This is a genomic window from Pseudomonas bharatica, assembly GCF_048586865.1.
In the GTDB taxonomy this organism is placed as follows: Bacteria; Pseudomonadota; Gammaproteobacteria; order Pseudomonadales; family Pseudomonadaceae; genus Aquipseudomonas; species Aquipseudomonas bharatica.
This window is the reverse complement of sequence record NZ_JBMAWR010000005.1, coordinates 55,175-71,528: the sequence shown is the minus strand read 5'-3', so window position 1 is coordinate 71,528 and position 16,354 is coordinate 55,175. Positions and strand designations below refer to the sequence as shown.

11 protein-coding genes are annotated in these 16,354 nt (G+C 64.1%); 6 read left to right on the top strand and 5 right to left on the bottom strand.

Translation table 11 applies throughout. The features are described 5' to 3' along the window. Positions 1 to 126: 126 nt before the first annotated feature. Together ACKLLE_RS08320 and glyA are read left to right on the top strand one after the other, a co-directional pair. Positions 127 to 3,969 (top strand): sensor domain-containing protein, encoded by a 3,843-nt coding sequence (locus ACKLLE_RS08320; RefSeq protein ID WP_420057580.1) that lies wholly within the window; start codon positions 127 to 129, stop codon positions 3,967 to 3,969. 119 nt (positions 3,970 to 4,088) lie between these two features. Beyond that, entirely contained in the window at positions 4,089 to 5,342 is a 1,254-nt protein-coding gene (gene glyA / locus ACKLLE_RS08315; RefSeq protein WP_009398971.1) for a serine hydroxymethyltransferase, read from the top strand. 242 nt (positions 5,343 to 5,584) lie between these two features. Here glyA and yjiA read toward each other — a convergent pair whose 3' ends face one another. The 3 genes from yjiA to ACKLLE_RS08300 form a co-directional block, all read right to left on the bottom strand. Next, a complete protein-coding gene (yjiA, locus tag ACKLLE_RS08310; protein ID WP_420057578.1) occupies positions 5,585 to 6,553 on the bottom strand; it encodes a GTPase in 969 nt (322 codons plus the stop codon). A gap of 80 nt (positions 6,554 to 6,633) precedes the next feature. Continuing rightward, positions 6,634 to 6,831: a YbdD/YjiX family protein gene (locus tag ACKLLE_RS08305; RefSeq protein ID WP_064303554.1), complete on the bottom strand. Its 198-nt coding sequence runs from the start codon at positions 6,829 to 6,831 to the stop codon at positions 6,634 to 6,636. A 15-nt stretch (positions 6,832 to 6,846) separates the two neighbouring features. Continuing rightward, positions 6,847 to 8,913 (bottom strand): carbon starvation CstA family protein, encoded by a 2,067-nt coding sequence (locus ACKLLE_RS08300; RefSeq protein ID WP_009398968.1) that lies wholly within the window; start codon positions 8,911 to 8,913, stop codon positions 6,847 to 6,849. 182 nt (positions 8,914 to 9,095) lie between these two features. Here ACKLLE_RS08300 and ACKLLE_RS08295 point away from each other — a divergent pair, with 182 nt between their 5' ends. The 4 genes from ACKLLE_RS08295 to ACKLLE_RS08280 all read left to right on the top strand — a co-directional run bounded on the left by ACKLLE_RS08295 (position 9,096) and on the right by ACKLLE_RS08280 (position 13,775). Beyond that, complete coding sequence (locus tag ACKLLE_RS08295; protein WP_420057577.1) at positions 9,096 to 9,479, top strand: PilZ domain-containing protein; 384 nt, start codon at positions 9,096 to 9,098, stop codon at positions 9,477 to 9,479. 245 nt (positions 9,480 to 9,724) lie between these two features. After that, positions 9,725 to 11,248: a nucleobase:cation symporter-2 family protein gene (locus tag ACKLLE_RS08290; protein WP_037060104.1), complete on the top strand. Its 1,524-nt coding sequence runs from the start codon at positions 9,725 to 9,727 to the stop codon at positions 11,246 to 11,248. Positions 11,249 to 11,424: 176 nt separating this feature from the next. Then, a complete protein-coding gene (locus ACKLLE_RS08285; RefSeq protein WP_064303556.1) occupies positions 11,425 to 12,960 on the top strand; it encodes a tyrosinase family protein in 1,536 nt (511 codons plus the stop codon). Between the two features lie 2 nt (positions 12,961 to 12,962). Beyond that, a complete protein-coding gene (locus tag ACKLLE_RS08280) occupies positions 12,963 to 13,775 on the top strand; it encodes a copper chaperone (RefSeq protein WP_420057575.1) in 813 nt (270 codons plus the stop codon). Here ACKLLE_RS08280 and ACKLLE_RS08275 read toward each other — a convergent pair. Beyond that, the gene (locus tag ACKLLE_RS08275) at positions 13,685 to 15,034 is read right to left on the bottom strand and encodes a TolC family outer membrane protein (protein WP_420057574.1); all 1,350 of its coding nucleotides are present in this window, start codon (positions 15,032 to 15,034) and stop codon (positions 13,685 to 13,687) included. The two genes, ACKLLE_RS08280 and ACKLLE_RS08275, sit on opposite strands and share 91 nt — an antisense overlap. After that, complete coding sequence (locus tag ACKLLE_RS08270; RefSeq protein WP_420057572.1) at positions 15,034 to 16,353, bottom strand: HlyD family type I secretion periplasmic adaptor subunit; 1,320 nt, start codon at positions 16,351 to 16,353, stop codon at positions 15,034 to 15,036. The genes ACKLLE_RS08275 and ACKLLE_RS08270 overlap by 1 nt, the downstream gene beginning before the upstream one ends. Between the last annotated feature and the right edge of the window lies 1 nt (position 16,354).

Here is a 16,354-nt window from a genome sequence, read left to right as displayed (position 1 = left end):
GCAGGTGCCGGCCCGATGAACAGGACTGGCACTTTGCCACAAGTCAGGGCATGCTAGCCGCCCTTCGGGCGTCCGGCTTATAGTGCGCGCTGCGACGACCAGCCAGCCATACCGCAGGAACACCGTTTGACCGACCTCAATCAGCCGCCTTCCTTGCGCAAAGCCGCCGTTGCGTCGGGTCAGCCCCTGCGCGGCTCGCTCAAGGGTGCCCTGGCCACCCTGGCCTTGCTGTTGCTGGCCCTGCTGCTGTGGCAAACCTTCGATCAATACCGCCGCACCGTCACCGAACGCCGCCAGCACAGCATCGATGCCAGCGCCGAGATTGCCGATCGCCTCAACCTGAGCCTGGCCCTGGAAGCCGAACGCACACGCAACCTGCTGCCGGTCGGTGCCACTGCACCAGATGCCAACGTCCTGGCGGGGCTGTACGCCCGCCTGCACCAGCGCCAGCCCGCCCTCGCCAGCCTGGCCTGGCTCGATGGCGACGGGCGGATCCTGCGCGACAGCCTTGGCCCGTCGCCGGACCAGGCGGCCATGACCGAACTGCTGCGCCTGAACCACGAGCAGGATCATCACTTCAGCAATGCGCCCGGCAACGAGCGGGTCTATCTGTTGCTGCGCCAGCGCGACGGTGCTGGCTACTGGCTGCTGCGCTTCGAACCGGCCTGGTACCAGCAACTGGCCGAACGCCTGGAGCCCGCCGACCATCTCCAGTGGCAACTGGAAAACGGCCAGACCGCCGGGATCATCCACCAGCACCTGCAACGCCAACAGGCGACGTCGCCGACGACCGAAACCGCACCGCTGCAAAGCGTAATGCTGGCCTTCGTCGATAACAGCGACTGGCAACTGCGCGGCTTCCACGATGCCGAGCGCACCCGCGGTGAACTGCTCCCGGCGCTGGTCGGCAAGGCCCTGCTCGGCCTGCTCTGCGCGCTGCTGCCCGTGCTGGCACTGTTCAACATGCGCCGGCGCAACCAGATGCTCCAGGCCGGGCGCCGCCGCTACCAGGACATCTTCGAAAGCACCGGCGTCGCCCTGTGCGTGCTGGACCTGTCGGGCCTGGACCCGATCCTCGACCGCCTGCGCCTGCGCAGCCGCCTGGAACTGGAACAACGCCTGGACGCCGACCCGACCTTGCGCGAGCAATTGCTGCGCGAGCTGAAGGTGACGGAAGTCAACCAGGTTGCCCTGCAACTGCTGGGTGTCGATTGCTGCGAAGGCACCTGGCGGCACCTGATCGCCGGCAATGCCCTGGAAAACGGCGGCGTCGGCGTGCAACTGGTAGCGGCGGTGCTGGACCGCCAGGCGCGCCTGGAACTGGAAGTGCGCTTGCCGACCGCGCATGGCCTGGACCAGCACCTGTGGCTGATGGTGCGCTTCCCCGAGCAACGCCGCGATTATCGGGCGGTGATCCTCAGCATCAGCGATATCACCAGCCGCAAGCGTGTCGAACTGTCGCTGCTGGAGCGCGAGAGTTTCTGGTCCGACGTGGTCCGCACCGTGCCGGACCAGCTCTACGTCCAGGACGTGCAAAGCCTGCGGATGATCTTCAGCAACCGCCATCTTGGCCAGACCCTCGGCTACGAGCGCCACGAGCTGGCGCGCATGGGCGAATTCTTCTGGGAGATCCTGCTGCATCCGGAGGACGCCGAGCTGTACCGCGACCTGCGCCGCCAGCAGCGGGAAAGCGGCTATGTCGAGCAACTGCATTGCCAGTTGCGCTTCCGCCATCACGACCAGCGCTGGCGCCGCTACGACATCCGCGAACAGGTGCTGACCCGGGATGCCGCCGGCAACGTCACGCGGATCATCGGCGTGGCCAAGGACGTCACCGACCAGTTGGAGGCCAGCGAATCCCTGCGCGATAGCGAACAGCGCTATCGCATGCTCGCTGAAAGCATCAGCGACGTAATCTTCTCCACCGACGACCGCCTCCAGCTCAACTACGTCAGTCCTTCGGTGCAATCGGTGCTGGGCTACGACGTCGAGTGGATTTTCAGCAACGGCTGGCAGTCGACCATCGCCAACCCGGCACAACTGGCCGGGCTGTATACCCTGGTCGAGCGGGTCAACCGCGCGCTCGGCGATGCCGCGCAACTGGCCGCGCTGCGTACCCAGGTGCCGACCCAGTTGTTCCTCTTCGACTGCCTGCGCGCCGATGGCCGCAAGATCCCTATCGAACTGCGCCTGGTGCTGGTCTGGGACGAACATGACCAGTTCGGCGGGATCCTCGGCGTCGGTCGCGATATCAGCCAGCAGCGCCGTGCGGAAAAAGACCTGCGCATGGCCGCGACGGTCTTCGAGCATTCCACGTCGGCGATCCTGATCACCGATCCGGCCGGCTACATCGTCCAGGCCAACGAAGCCTTCAGCCGGGTCAGTGGCTATGCCGTGCGCGACGTGCTCGACCAGGTGCCGAGCATGCTCACGGTCGACGGCCAGCAGGACTCGACCCTGCGCTACATCCTCAAGCAACTGCACCAGCACGGCACCTGGGAAGGTGAGATCTGGCTCAAGCGACGCAATGGCGAGCACTACCCGGCGTGGGTCGGCATCACCGCGGTGCTCGACGACGAAGGCGACCTGGCCAGCTACGTGTGCTTCTTCACCGATATCAGCGAGCGCAAGGCCAGCGAACAGCGCATCCATCGCCTGGCCTACTACGACGCCCTCACCCACCTGCCCAACCGCACGCTGTTCCAGGACCGCCTGTACACCGCGCTGCAGCAGGCCGAGCGGCACAAGTCGTGGGTGGTGCTGATGTTCCTCGACCTCGACCGCTTCAAGCCGATCAACGACTCCCTCGGCCATGCCGCCGGCGACCGCATGCTCAAGGACATGGCCGAGCGCCTGCTCGATTGCGTCGATGACGACGACACGGTGGCGCGCATGGGTGGCGACGAGTTCACCCTGCTCCTGCAGCCGCGGGCGACCCGGGAAATGGCGCTGCACCGCGCCGTGCATGTGGCCGAGCAGATCCTCACCAGCCTGGTGCGGCCGTTCGTCCTGGAGAACCGCGAGTTCTTCGTCACCGCCAGTATCGGCATCGCCCTCAGCCCGCAGGACGGCAGCGAGCTGAGCCAGTTGATGAAGAACGCCGACACCGCGATGTACCACGCCAAGGAACGCGGCAAGAACAACTTCCAGTTCTACCAGGCCGACATGAACGCCAGCGCCCTGGAGCGCCTGGAGCTGGAAAGCGACCTGCGCCATGCCCTGGAGCAGAACGAATTCATCCTCTATTACCAACCGCAGTTCAGCGGCGACGGCAAGCGCCTGACCGGAGCCGAGGCCCTGCTGCGCTGGCGGCATCCACAGCGCGGGCTGGTGCCGCCGGGGGATTTCATCCCGGTGATGGAGGAACTGGGCCTGGTGGTGGATGTAGGCGACTGGGTCATCGCCGAAGCCTCGCGCCAGCTCAAGGCCTGGCACCAGGCCAGGGTGCGGGTGCCGAAGGTCTCGGTGAACATCTCGGCGCGGCAGTTCTCCGACGGCCAGCTGGGCAACCGCATCGCCGCCATCCTCAAGGACACCGGCCTGCCGCCCGCGTGCCTGGAGCTGGAACTGACCGAAAGCATCCTGATGCGTGAAGTCCACGAGGCCATGCAGATCCTCGACAGCCTGAAGAACCTCGGCCTGAGCATCGCCGTCGACGATTTCGGTACCGGCTATTCGTCGCTCAACTACCTCAAGCAGTTCCCCATCGACGTGCTGAAGATCGACCGCACCTTCGTCGACGGCCTTCCCGAGGGCGAGCAGGACGCGCAGATCGCCCGGGCGATCATCGCCATGGCCCACAGCCTCAACCTGGCAGTGATCGCCGAGGGCGTGGAAACCCATGAACAGCTGGAATTCCTCCGCGAACATGGCTGCGACGAAGTCCAGGGCTATCTGTTCGGCCGGCCGATGCCGGCCCACCAGTTCGAGGCGCAATTCAGCAACGAAACCCTGTTCATGCTGGAATAGCAGCCGGTTTTCCCCTGCTTGAATCCCATTTGTCCGCCAGATGACGCCCTTTCATATGCCAGACAAAAGTCTATGGGGTAGAATGCCGGCCTATTTCAGCCCGATCCTTGAGGACCGCCATGTTCAGCCGTGATTTGACCATTGCCAAGTACGACGCCGAGCTCTTCGAAGCCATGCAGCAGGAAGCCCAGCGCCAGGAAGAGCACATCGAGCTGATCGCTTCGGAAAACTACACCAGCCCGGCCGTGATGGAGGCCCAGGGCTCGGTCCTGACCAACAAGTACGCCGAAGGCTACCCGGGCAAGCGCTACTACGGTGGTTGCGAGTACGTCGACGTGGTCGAGCAACTGGCCATCGATCGTGCCAAGGAACTGTTCGGTGCCGACTACGCCAACGTCCAGCCGCACGCCGGTTCCCAGGCCAACGCCGCGGTCTACCTGGCCCTGCTGTCTGCTGGCGACACCATCCTCGGCATGAGCCTGGCCCACGGTGGCCACCTGACCCACGGTGCGTCGGTAAGCTCGTCGGGCAAGCTGTACAACGCCATCCAGTACGGCATCGACGGTAACGGCCTGATCGACTACGACGAAGTCGAGCGCCTGGCGGTCGAGCACAAGCCGAAAATGATCGTTGCCGGTTTCTCGGCCTACTCGCAGGTCCTGGACTTCGCCCGCTTCCGCGCCATCGCCGACAAAGTGGGTGCCTACCTGTTCGTCGACATGGCCCACGTGGCCGGCCTGGTCGCCGCAGGCGTCTACCCGAACCCGGTTCCGTTCGCCGACGTCGTCACCACCACCACCCACAAGACCCTGCGTGGTCCGCGTGGCGGCCTGATCCTGGCCCGTGCCAACGCCGACATCGAGAAAAAGCTGAACTCCGCAGTCTTCCCGGGCGCCCAGGGCGGCCCGCTGGAGCACGTGATCGCGGCCAAGGCCATCTGCTTCAAGGAAGCGCTGCAGCCTGAGTTCAAGGCCTACCAGCAGCAGGTAGTGAAAAACGCCCAGGCCATGGCCAGCGTGTTCATCGAGCGTGGTTTCGACGTCGTTTCCGGCGGCACCCAGAACCACCTGTTCCTGCTCTCGCTGATCAAGCAGGAGATCTCCGGCAAAGATGCCGACGCTGCCCTGGGCCGCGCCTACATCACCGTCAACAAGAACTCCGTGCCTAACGACCCGCGCTCCCCGTTCGTCACTTCGGGCCTGCGCTTCGGTACTCCAGCCGTCACCACTCGCGGCTTCAAGGAAGCCGAGTGCAAGGAACTGGCTGGCTGGATCTGCGACATCCTGGCTGACCTGAACAACGAAGCGGTGATCGACGCCGTTCGCGAGAAGGTCAAGGCCATCTGCAAGAAGCTGCCTGTCTACGGCAACTGATTCAGGGCTGTACTGAAAAAACCGATGCCGGGTGACCGGCATCGGTTTTTTTGTGGCTGCAAGATCGCCACCGACCACTGTGGGAGCGGGTTCACCCGCGATTGCAGTAGTGAATTCACCATAGCAATCGCGGGTGAACCCGCTCCCACAGGGTACGCGTCGTGCTTTGGAACTGTTCTCTGCGCGACAGCGCAGCCTGAAAGGCTGGGCGTACTCCCACAGGGGCCGCGGTGTTCTCTGGATCAGCGACTCAACGCCTCGAACCCCGCCCGGATCTTCTCTTCCGGCAACTGATCGGCGATGAACACCATCACGCTTTCCCTCGTTTCGCCCTCGGCCCACTCGGTGTCCCAGTCGAAGCCATACAGCTTCAGCACGCCCTGGAACACCAGGCGCCGATCCTCCCCGGCGATATTCAGCACGCCCTTGTAGCGCAGCAGCTGCTTGCCATGCTCCTCCAGCAGTTCGTTCATGAACTCGCTGAGCCGGTCGATATCCAGCGGCGTTTCAGTGCGCAGCACCAGGCTGGAAATCCGGTCCGGGGTGGTGGTCGCCAGCACCGGCCGCAGGCTCATGCCGCCACCGAGGTCGGCATTGAGATTGAAGCCCCGCACATCCAGCAATTCGGCCAGGTCGATCTGCCCGTTGTCCACCACCCGCACCGGCGCGCGACGGTTGATCCGGCCGAGCCGCGCCGTCAGCGCCTCGACCGTGGCGTCGTCCACCAGGTCGGTCTTGCTCAGCAGCAGGCGGTCGGCGAACCCGACCTGGGCCTGGGCGATGGCCTGGGTCAGGTGCAGGTCGGCATGGGCCGCGTCCACCAGGGTGATGATGCCATCGAGGATGTAGCGATCACGCAGTTCCTCATCGATGAAGAAGGTCTGCGCCACCGGCGCCGGGTCGGCCAGGCCGGTGCATTCGATCACCAGGCGGTCGAAGGCGATCTCACCGCTGTCCAGACGCTCCAGCAGCAGGAACAGGGCCTTGGTCAGGTCGGTGTGGATGCTGCAGCAGACGCAGCCGTTGGCCAGGGTCATGACCTCGACCGGCGCGTCGCCAAGCAGTTGGGTGTCGATGCCGGCATCGCTGAATTCGTTTTCGATGACGGCGATCTTCAGGCCGTGCTCGGCCTTGAGGATATGGCGCAGCAGGGTGGTCTTGCCGGCACCGAGGAAACCGATGAGCACGGTTACGGGAATGGGGGAATGCACACGAATTCTCCTGACGCTGAAAATGACTGTGGGAGCCCGGTGCCCCGGGCTCCCACAGGTTTGTCGCTAGCGGCCGAAGCTCAACAGCACTTCGGCCCACCCTTGCCGCCGTAACGGGCTTCCTGGCGTTCGCGGAAGAACGCCTCGTAGCTCATCACCGGCTGGTCCGGGTGCTTCTTCTGCATGTGCTCGACGTAGTTGTCGTAGTCGGGCATGCCGACCATCAGGCGGGCTGCCTGCCCCAGGTACTTACCCAGTCGACCCAGGTCGTTGAACATCACTGCATTCCTCTATCAAGCTTCCGGCTGGGCCTGGAACGGGGTTTCCTTGTCGCTGCGCTCCTTCTTGCCGAGGGCGGCGTAGCCGACCTTGAGGGCGAAGAACAGGATGCTGAAGACCACCACCAGGAACAGCACGGTCAGGGTTGCGTTGGTGTAGGCGTTGAAGATCACGTGCTGCATCTGCCCGATGTCCTTGGCCGGAGCCAGGACCTGGCCAGCGTCCAGCGCGGTGCTGTATTTCTTGGCCAGGGCCAGGAAGCCGACCGCCGGGTTCGGGTCGAACAGCTTGATCAGGCCCGCCGTGGTGGTGCAGATCAGCAGCCACACCGCAGGCACCAGGGTGACCCAGATGTACTGCTGGCGCTTCATCTTGATCAGCACCACGGTGCCGAGCATCAGGGCGATGCCGGCGAGCATCTGGTTGGAGATGCCGAACAGCGGCCACAGGGTGTTGATGCCTCCCAGCGGATCGATCACGCCCTGGTACAGCAGGTAACCCCAGAGCGCTACGCAGCCGGCAGTCGCGAGCAGGTTGGCGCCCCAGGACTCGGTGCGCTTCAGCGCCGGGACGAAGCTGCCCAGCAGGTCCTGCAACATGAAGCGACCGGCACGGGTACCGGCGTCCACCGCGGTGAGGATGAACAGCGCCTCGAAGAGGATCGCGAAGTGGTACCAGAAGGCCATGGTGTTTTCACCCGGCAATACCTGGTGGAGGATCTGCGCGATACCCACTGCGAGGGTCGGCGCACCACCGGCACGGGCCAGGATGGTGTGCTCGCCGATGTCGCGGGCGGTGGCTTCAAGTTGCTCGGGGGTGATGGTGAAGCCCCAACTGCTGACCGTCTGCGCCACCGACACGACGTCGGCACCGACCACGGCGGCCGGGCTGTTCATGGCGAAGTAGACACCCGGCTCGATCACCGAGGCGGCGACCATGGCCATGATGGCAACGAACGACTCCATCAGCATGCCGCCGTAGCCGATGTAGCGGGCGTTGACTTCGTTATCCAGCAGCTTCGGCGTGGTCCCCGAGGAGATCAGCGCATGGAAGCCGGACACCGCGCCACAGGCGATGGTGATGAACAGGAACGGGAACAGGGTGCCCTTCCAGACCGGGCCGGTACCGTCGGTGAACTGGGTCAGCGCCGGCATTTTCAGCTCGGGCGCGATGATCAGGATACCGATGGCCAGGCCGACGATAGTGCCGATCTTGAGGAAGGTGGAGAGGTAGTCACGCGGTGCCAGCACCAGCCATACCGGCAGTACGGCGGCGACGAAGCCATAGCCCACCAGCATCCAGGTGATCTGCACGCCGGTGAAGGTGAATGCAGGGCCCCATACCGGATCCGCGGCAACCTGGCCCCCCAGCCAGATGGACAGCAGCAGCAGGACCACGCCGATGATGGAGATTTCACCGATGCGGCCCGGGCGGATGTAGCGCATGTAGATGCCCATGAACATCGCGATCGGGATGGTCGCGATCACGGTGAACATGCCCCACGGGCTTTCAGCCAGTGCTTTCACCACGATCAGCGCCAGCACGGCGAGGATGATGATCATGATCAGGAAGCAGCCGAACAGGGCGATGGTCCCCGGGATCCGGCCCATCTCCTCGCGCACCATGTCGCCCAGGGAGCGACCGTTGCGGCGGGTGGAGAGGAACAGGATCATGAAGTCCTGCACCGCACCGGCCAGCACGACGCCGGCGATCAGCCACAAGGTACCGGGCAGGTAGCCCATCTGTGCGGCAAGCACCGGCCCGACCAGCGGCCCCGCGCCGGCGATGGCCGCGAAGTGGTGACCGAAGAGGATGTGCTTGTTGGTCGGGACATAATCCAGGCCATCGTTGTTGAGCACCGCCGGAGTGGCCCGGCGAGGGTCCAGCTGCATCACCTTGGTGGCGATGAACAGGCTGTAGTAACGGTACGCGACCAGGTAGATCGCCACCGAGGCGACGACAATCCACAAGGCATTGATGGCTTCGCCACGCCGCAGGGCAACCACCCCGAGCGCACAGGCCCCTAGTACTGCCAGCACCAGCCAGGGGATATGGCGGGCCAGGCTATTATTGTTGTTCATGGTTCGCTTCCAGCAAATTGATTAAAGGTAGCGTTTCGAGTCTAGCGACACTGGCCGGAAAGGCCAGCCCCCACGTTGGTCTAGAGCCTCTGAAGCCCTTCGCCACTATCGAAGATTGCGCCCCTTGGGCGGTGCTGGCAAGGGCTGGACTATAGTTGTCGAACCCACCCGGAGGGCCGAGCATGAGCGAGCAGAACGATCGTCGACGCTTCAAACGCATTGCCTTCGATGCCCCTACCGAATTGATCCAGGGCGCCCGGCGCTGGAAGGCCGCGCTGGTCGACATCTCCCTCAAGGGGCTGCTGGTGGAGGTCCCGTCCAGTTGGGATGCCGATGGCGAACAGTTGTTCGACGCCGAGGTCACCCTCAGTCCCGATGCGAAGGTGCTGATGCAGGTGCAATTGCGCCATGTAGAGAAAACCCAACTGGGCTTCATCTGCCTGCACATCGACCTGGCTTCGATGGAGCACCTGCGCCGCCTTGTGGAGCTTAACCTGGCAGACCGCACCGAACTGGAGCGCGAATTCCATCAATTGATCGAAGATCAAGATCTTTTAGCGCCCTAACCTTTTCGCCCCGCCTGCATTTCCTGTCCAACCAGACAGCTTATTTAGCGCTGTACACGGTTTTTTCCTACACCGTGGTACAGCGTCTCGCCTTTTTGGAACGATTACTGCAACCGCTATTTGGCCAAATCAATGGCCTTACTGTTCATGAGCCAATCGATAAATTGTATACAATTTCTCTGGCAATGTTTGGCAACAGATGTCTACAGTAGCGGCACAACAATAAATACCGAGATCCTGCTCCCATGAATACGTCCTCACCAAGCACGTCTTCCACTGCGCCTCGTCCGGAAGATGAAAACCTCGGCCTGGGTGCCAACGTCGCTTATGGTCTGCAACACGTTCTGACGATGTATGGCGGTATCGTTGCGGTGCCGCTGATTCTTGGCCAGGCTGCCGGCCTCGGCCCTGCCGAGATTGGCCTGCTGATCGCTGCATCGCTGTTCGCCGGCGGCCTGGCGACCCTGCTGCAAACCCTCGGCCTTCCGTTCTTCGGTTGCCAGTTGCCGCTGGTGCAGGGCGTGTCGTTCGCCGGTGTGGCGACCATGGGCGCGATCCTCTCCACCGAAGGCGGCGGCGGCTTGCCAGGCGTGCTCGGGGCGGTGATGGCCGCATCGTTCCTCGGTTTCCTGATCACCCCGATCTTCTCGCGCATTACCAAATACTTCCCCCCGCTGGTGACCGGCATCGTCATCACCACCATCGGCCTGACCCTGATGCCGGTCGCGGCGCGCTGGGTGATGGGCGGCAACAGCAAGTCGCCGGAATTCGGCAGCATGGAGAACATCGGCCTGGCCGCCCTGACCTTCACCTTCGTGCTGGCCCTGAGTAAGCTCGGCAGCGCCTCGATCTCGCGCCTGTCGATCCTGCTGGCCATGATCATCGGCACCCTGATCGCCTGGTCGCTGGGCATGGCCGACTTCAGCAAGGTGCTGGACGGCCCGCTGGTGGCGATGCCGTCGCCGTTCCACTTCGGCATGCCGACCTTCCACATCGCCGCGATCCTGTCGATGTGCATCGTGATCATCGTGACCCTGGTGGAAACCTCGGCCGACATCCTCGCCGTCGGTGAAATCATCGACACCAAGGTCGACTCGCGCCGCCTCGGCGACGGCCTGCGCGCCGACATGGCGTCGAGCATCCTGGCACCGATCTTCGGCTCCTTCACCCAGAGCGCCTTCGCCCAGAACGTCGGCCTGGTCGCGGTCACCGGCGTGAAAAGCCGCTACGTGGTGGCCACCGGTGGCGTGATCCTGGTGATCCTCGGCCTGCTGCCGATCATGGGCCGGGTGATTGCCGCAGTACCGACCTCGGTGCTGGGCGGCGCGGGCATCGTGCTGTTCGGCACCGTGGCGGCGAGCGGGATCCGCACCCTGTCCAAGGTGGAATACAAGAACAACATGAACCTGATCATCGTCGCCGCCTCCCTGGGCTTCGGCATGATCCCGATCGCGGCACCGAACTTCTACGATCACTTCCCCAACTGGTTCGAGACCATCTTCCACTCGGGCATCAGCTCGGCGGCGATCATGGCGATTTCCCTGAACCTGCTGTTCAACCACTTCAAGATCGGCAACTCCGACCAGCAATCGGTGTTCGCAGCCGGTTATGAGCGCACCGTGGTCTATTCCGACATCTCCGCCCTGCGTGACGGCGACTACTTCAAGGACGGCAAGCTGTTCGATGCCGACGGCAAGGAAATCCCGATGGTGGCCGAGGATGAGCATGCCGCAACGGCGCCGCGACGAAAGGCCGTTGCCGAGCACTGATTACACGGCAGTTCTCAAGGGGCCGATGCGCAAGCATCGGCCCCTTTTCGTTTGGTTGGTGCACGTATATTTCCTTCAACATCCCGACGCGCGGATATGGCACTTTGATGCCACAGGCCTATCGTGAGCAGGCCCGTATGGAACATCCCCTCACATGGAATATGGAGAGCGTGAACATGACGTATGTGCGTAAGGATCTGTGGGATCTGGGAGACGGCTGGAACGACACCATGTTGTGGTACGCCAAGGCCGTACAGGAATTGCAGAAGCGACCGATCACCGACAACACCAGTTGGCAATTCCTCGGCGCTATCCATGGTTTCAAGAAAGACCTGTGGATCAGCCACTGGCAGATCGACGAAGAAACGCCCCTGCCCACGCAGAAGGACCAGGATCTGTTCTGGAACCAATGCCAGCACCAGAGCTGGTACTTCCTGCCCTGGCACCGTGGCTACCTGCTGGCGTTCGAAAACATCGTGCGCGAGACGATCATCAAGCTCAATGGCCCATCGGACTGGGCACTGCCCTACTGGAACTACAACGAGATCGGCACCCGGTTGCACAGTGTCACCCTGCCGCACATCTTCTACGAAGCCAAGTTGCCCGACGGCACCAACAACCCGCTGGCCCTGCCGAAACTGCGCTTTGGCAACACGATCGACGGGCGCGTGGTTATCAACCCGCTGAAAATCAACCTCAAGTCCCTGGACATCGCCCTGTTCACCGGCGGCGCCACGGGCGGTACGCCTGGCTTCGGTGGCCCGGAAACCGTCTTCCATTTCGACGGCGACGTACAAGGCGGCCTGGAAAACAACCCGCATAACCCAGTGCACATCGCTGTAGGTGGCCACATCAACAGGCCCGGCGAGAAAGACCCGTTCGAAGGCCTGATGTCTGACCCGCAAATGGCCGGCCTGGATCCCGTATTCTGGCTCCACCATGCCAACATCGACCGCCTCTGGCAGGTCTGGCTCGATCGCAATCCGGCCCACAAGAACCCGGTCGATGATCCGGCCTGGGTCGAGGGTCCTCCTTCGGGTGGCCGCCCGTTCATCATGCCGGCACCGGACGGCAGCACCTACACCTACATCGTCTCGCAGATGCTCAGCCTGCAAGACCTGGGCTATACCTACCAGGACCTTCCAACACCACCCCAGGCGAACCTCGCCACCGCGAAGGTGGAGGCAACGGCAGTGGCCGATACCAAAGTCACCGAACTGCTCGGCGCCAATGCCCAGCCGATCAAGCTGCTCGGCAGTCGTTTCGAAAGCCCTGTACGCCTGGACAAGCCCGGTATCGCCAAGGTCGCGCAGAAACTTGCCGCGCGCGGGCTGCTGACGGCCGGCAACGCGGCGCCGTTACCAGAGGAGCGGGTCTACCTGAACGTGGAGAATATTCGCGGCAAGCTCAACGCCGTGATCCTCTCGCTCTACGTCAACCTGCCGGATGGTGCGTCGCCGGAGGCCCATCCCGAACTCTACGCAGGCGACATCGGATTGTTCGGCGTACGGGTAGCCAGCCAGAAGGATGAAAGTCACGCCGGGGCCGGCCTGACAGCGGTCCTCGACATTACCGACATCGTTAACCGTCTGAATGTACAAGGTGACCTGAACCTGGATCATCTGCACATCAGCCTGTTCGCCAGCACCGACCTGACCCCGGCGGCCGATATCTCCATCGGTCGCATCAGCGTCTACCGCCAGGGCCAGTAACGATGTTCAACCGGCAATTCGCAGCTAGGCTGCTGCACGGTCCATGGCCCTGGCTGGCCGTGGCCAGTCTCGCCGGTTGGGCGGCAATGCTCGGGGCACCAGCACAGCTGATGCTCCCGGCATTCTGCGGTTCGGTGGCTTCGCGGGTCTCCGATGGGCTGTGGTCCGCCTGGACCCTGGCCCTGACCTTCGACGCGCAAGGCCTGCTGGTCGCCTGGCTGCTGATGCTGCTGGCGATGATGCCGCTGTTGCTGGGTGGTCCGTTGGTCTACCTATGGAAGCGTAGCCTGCGCCGCCGCCGCCCCTGGGCCATCGGGCTGTTCCTGCTCAGCTATTGCCTGGTGTGGACTGCCGCCGGGGTGCTTATCGCCCTGCTCAGTGTCACCGCGCAGTTGCTCGGCAGCGACAGCCCGTGGCTCATGCTCGGGCTGGTGTTCGTCCTGTGCATGCTCTGGCAGGCCTCGCCGGCCAAGCAGCACTGCCTGAACAACTGCCACTATCCGCCGCGGATCTCCGCCTTCGGCTGGCCCATGCTGCGGGATTGCCTGCGCTACGGGCTGACCAATGGTTTCTGGTGCATCGGGGCCTGCTGGCCGGCGATGCTGCTACCCAGCCTGGTGCAACAGGGCCACAGCCTGCTGATGCTGGCGTGCATGGTCTGGCTGGCGTACGAACGCCTGCTCCCGGCCCGCAAAGCCCGCTGGCGCTGGCCGCTGCCGGGTGGTCAACGGCTGGCGGATGCCCTTGCACCACGGCTGGCGAAGTACCTGTCCAGCCGCTGCAAGTCACTGGCCTCCAGGGTCCCCGCCAGATAGTGAACCTGCAACCAGGCCCGCAAGTAGTCATGGCGGGCCTGGGCCAGGTCACGCCGGGCGCCGTACAACTGCTGCTCGGCATCCAGCACATCGAGATTGACCCGTTCCCCGCCGGCCACGCTCTTGCGCGTCGCTTCGATCAGGCGATCCGCCGACTCCACCGCGAGCTCATAGGCACGGATCTTCGCCGCGCTGCTGGCACACAGGTTGAACTGCTTGCGCAGTTCGTTGAGGGTCTCGCTCAGCAGCCCATCCAACTGGTACTGCACCTGGTCGCGCTGCGCCGCCGCCTGACGGGTCGCCGCCGACACACCGCCACCGGCGAACAGCGGCACGTTCAACTGGATGCCGATGCTGTCGGTGTCATAGCGCTGGTTGTAGGTGCTCTCCGAACTGGAGCTGGAGCGCCCGGTACTGGCATAGGCGCTGAGGCTCGGCAGGTGTCCGGCGCGATTGCGTTCGATGCCCTGGTCCGCCGCTTCCACGGCATGTCGCTGGGCAATGAGCTGGGCGTTGTTGCTCACCGCCAGGTTGCGCCAATGTTCGAAATTGCCCGGCGCCAGCGGCTCCACCTGGAAGTCGTCCGCCAGCGGTGCAAGATCCTCCACCTCCAGCGGCTCGCCGACGATGGCCTGCAACGTGCGCAACGCGGCATCGAGATTGTCCGTAGCCTCGATTTCCTGGGCCTTGGCCAGTTCATAGCGGGCTCGGGTTTCCAGGACATCGGTGCGGGTGCCCTCGCCGCCTTTGAGCAGCCGCTCGTTGAGGGTCAGTTGCTCGGCATAGGCCCGGCGCTGGGCCTGGGCCAGGGCAATCTGCTCGTTGGCGAACAGCGCCTCGCTGTAGGCCTGGAACAGACGCACCGCCAGTTCCTGCCCGCGCCCACGGAACTGCGCATCGGCCAGCAGGGCCTTGGCCACGCCCTGGCGATACTCGGCCCAGGCGCCGTAGTCGAACAGCGGCTGTTGCAGGGTCAGGGTCGAGGAGTAACTGCGGTAGTCGCGCTGCTGGGTGATATTCCCGACCGTGGTCGACTGGGTCACCTCGGAGTCATTGCGCGCACTGTTGTAGCGGTACGACAGGTTGGGCAACAGTTTCGCCCGGCCAATGGCCCGGTATTCCAGTCCGGCATCGCGCTCGGCGATGGCGGCGTGGAAAGCCGGATCGTTGCGCAGGGCCAGGGCGAAGGCATCGCTCAGGTCGACTGCCGCAGCCGGCTGGCTCAGGCCCAGCAACATGAAGCAGGACAGCAAACGCATCATTCCTCCGCCAGGGCGACATGGGCCCGGTCGGTCAAGGGCTTGAACAGGTAGTTGAGCATCGAGCGTTCACCCGTACGGACGAAGGCCTCCACCGGCATGCCCGGGCGGATGTCCTGGCCGGCCAACTGCCCCAGCCCGTCTTCGCCAACCCGTACACGCACCTGGTAGTAAGGCTGTCCGTTGTGCTCATCGAGCAGGCGATCGGCAGAAACCAGGATCACCTCGCCCTCGACCCGGGGCGTGGTGCTCTGGTTGAAGGCAACGAACAGCAGCTCCACCGGCAGCCCCGGATGCAGGCGGTCCACCAGTTCCACCGAGGCCCGGGCATCCACCAGCAGCGGCACATCACGGGGGACGATTTCCATCAGCGACTGCCCGCGGGCGATCACCCCGCCATTGGTGAACACGCTGGAGCCGACCACCGTGCCGCTGGCCGGCGCCTTGACCTCGGTATTGGCCAGGTCGAAGGCGGCGCTGCGCAGGCGGTTGTCGAGATCGGCAGCAGTCGACTGCGCCTCGGCAAGCTGCTGGCTGACCTCGCGCCGGTACTCCTGCTGACGCTGGGCGATGCGCAGCTTCAGCTCCTGCAACTGGCGACGGGTGCGGCCGATAGTGCCCAGGTCTTCGGAAATCGATCCGTTGACCTGGGCGAACAGGCGCTCGTTTTCCAGCAGCCGGTTGCGCGGGATATAACCGTCCCGGGCCAGCTCGCGCAGGCCGTGCAACTGCTCTTGCAAGGCGCGGCGCTGCTCCTGTTTTGCGGCCAGCGAGCCTTGCAGGCCGTCGAGGCTGGCCTGGGCGCCGGCGATGCTTTCGCGTACGCCGTCGAGTTCCATGGCCAGGGCCTGGCGGCGGCTGCTCAACAGTTGCCGCTGGGTCTCCAGGATCGCCGCCAGCCAGGGTTCGCTGGCGTCCTTCTGCAATTCGGCCGGGTACTGCACCGTCCTCTGCCCGTCACGCTCGGCGCTCAGGCGGGCCTGCATGGCCCGGGCGGTGAGTAATTGCACCCGCAACGACTCGTACTGGGCCCGGGCCTGGGTCGGATCCAGGCGCAACAGCACCTGGCCGGCCGTGACCTGGTCGCCATCGCGCACCAGCAGTTGTTCGATCACCCCACCTGCAGGGTGTTGCACCGCCTGGCGGCTGCCGGCGACCACCACGTTGCCGGACAGCGGCACCCCCTTGTCCAGCGGCGCCAGCGCGGCCCAGAGCATGAAACCGCCGAAGCCGGCGATCACCATCCAGCGCCCGATACGCGCAGGGCGGCGCTCGTCCATGGCGAGGACATTGTTGGGAAGAGGCGCGGTTGCAGTCATC

What these genes read in the sequence shown, in the direction of transcription:
- glyA (WP_009398971.1), top strand. Translation starts at nt 4,089, where the DNA reads ATGTTCAGCCGTGATTTGACCATTGCCAAGTACGACGCCGAGCTCTTC.
- ACKLLE_RS08305 (WP_064303554.1), bottom strand. Translation starts at nt 6,831, where the DNA reads ATGTTCAACGACCTGGGTCGACTGGGTAAGTACCTGGGGCAGGCAGCC.
- ACKLLE_RS08300 (WP_009398968.1), bottom strand. Translation starts at nt 8,913, where the DNA reads ATGAACAACAATAATAGCCTGGCCCGCCATATCCCCTGGCTGGTGCTG.
- ACKLLE_RS08295 (WP_420057577.1), top strand. Translation starts at nt 9,096, where the DNA reads ATGAGCGAGCAGAACGATCGTCGACGCTTCAAACGCATTGCCTTCGAT.
- ACKLLE_RS08290 (WP_037060104.1), top strand. Translation starts at nt 9,725, where the DNA reads ATGAATACGTCCTCACCAAGCACGTCTTCCACTGCGCCTCGTCCGGAA.
- ACKLLE_RS08285 (WP_064303556.1), top strand. Translation starts at nt 11,425, where the DNA reads ATGACGTATGTGCGTAAGGATCTGTGGGATCTGGGAGACGGCTGGAAC.
- ACKLLE_RS08280 (WP_420057575.1), top strand. Translation starts at nt 12,963, where the DNA reads ATGTTCAACCGGCAATTCGCAGCTAGGCTGCTGCACGGTCCATGGCCC.
- ACKLLE_RS08275 (WP_420057574.1), bottom strand. Translation starts at nt 15,034, where the DNA reads ATGCGTTTGCTGTCCTGCTTCATGTTGCTGGGCCTGAGCCAGCCGGCT.
- ACKLLE_RS08270 (WP_420057572.1), bottom strand. Translation starts at nt 16,353, where the DNA reads ATGACTGCAACCGCGCCTCTTCCCAACAATGTCCTCGCCATGGACGAG.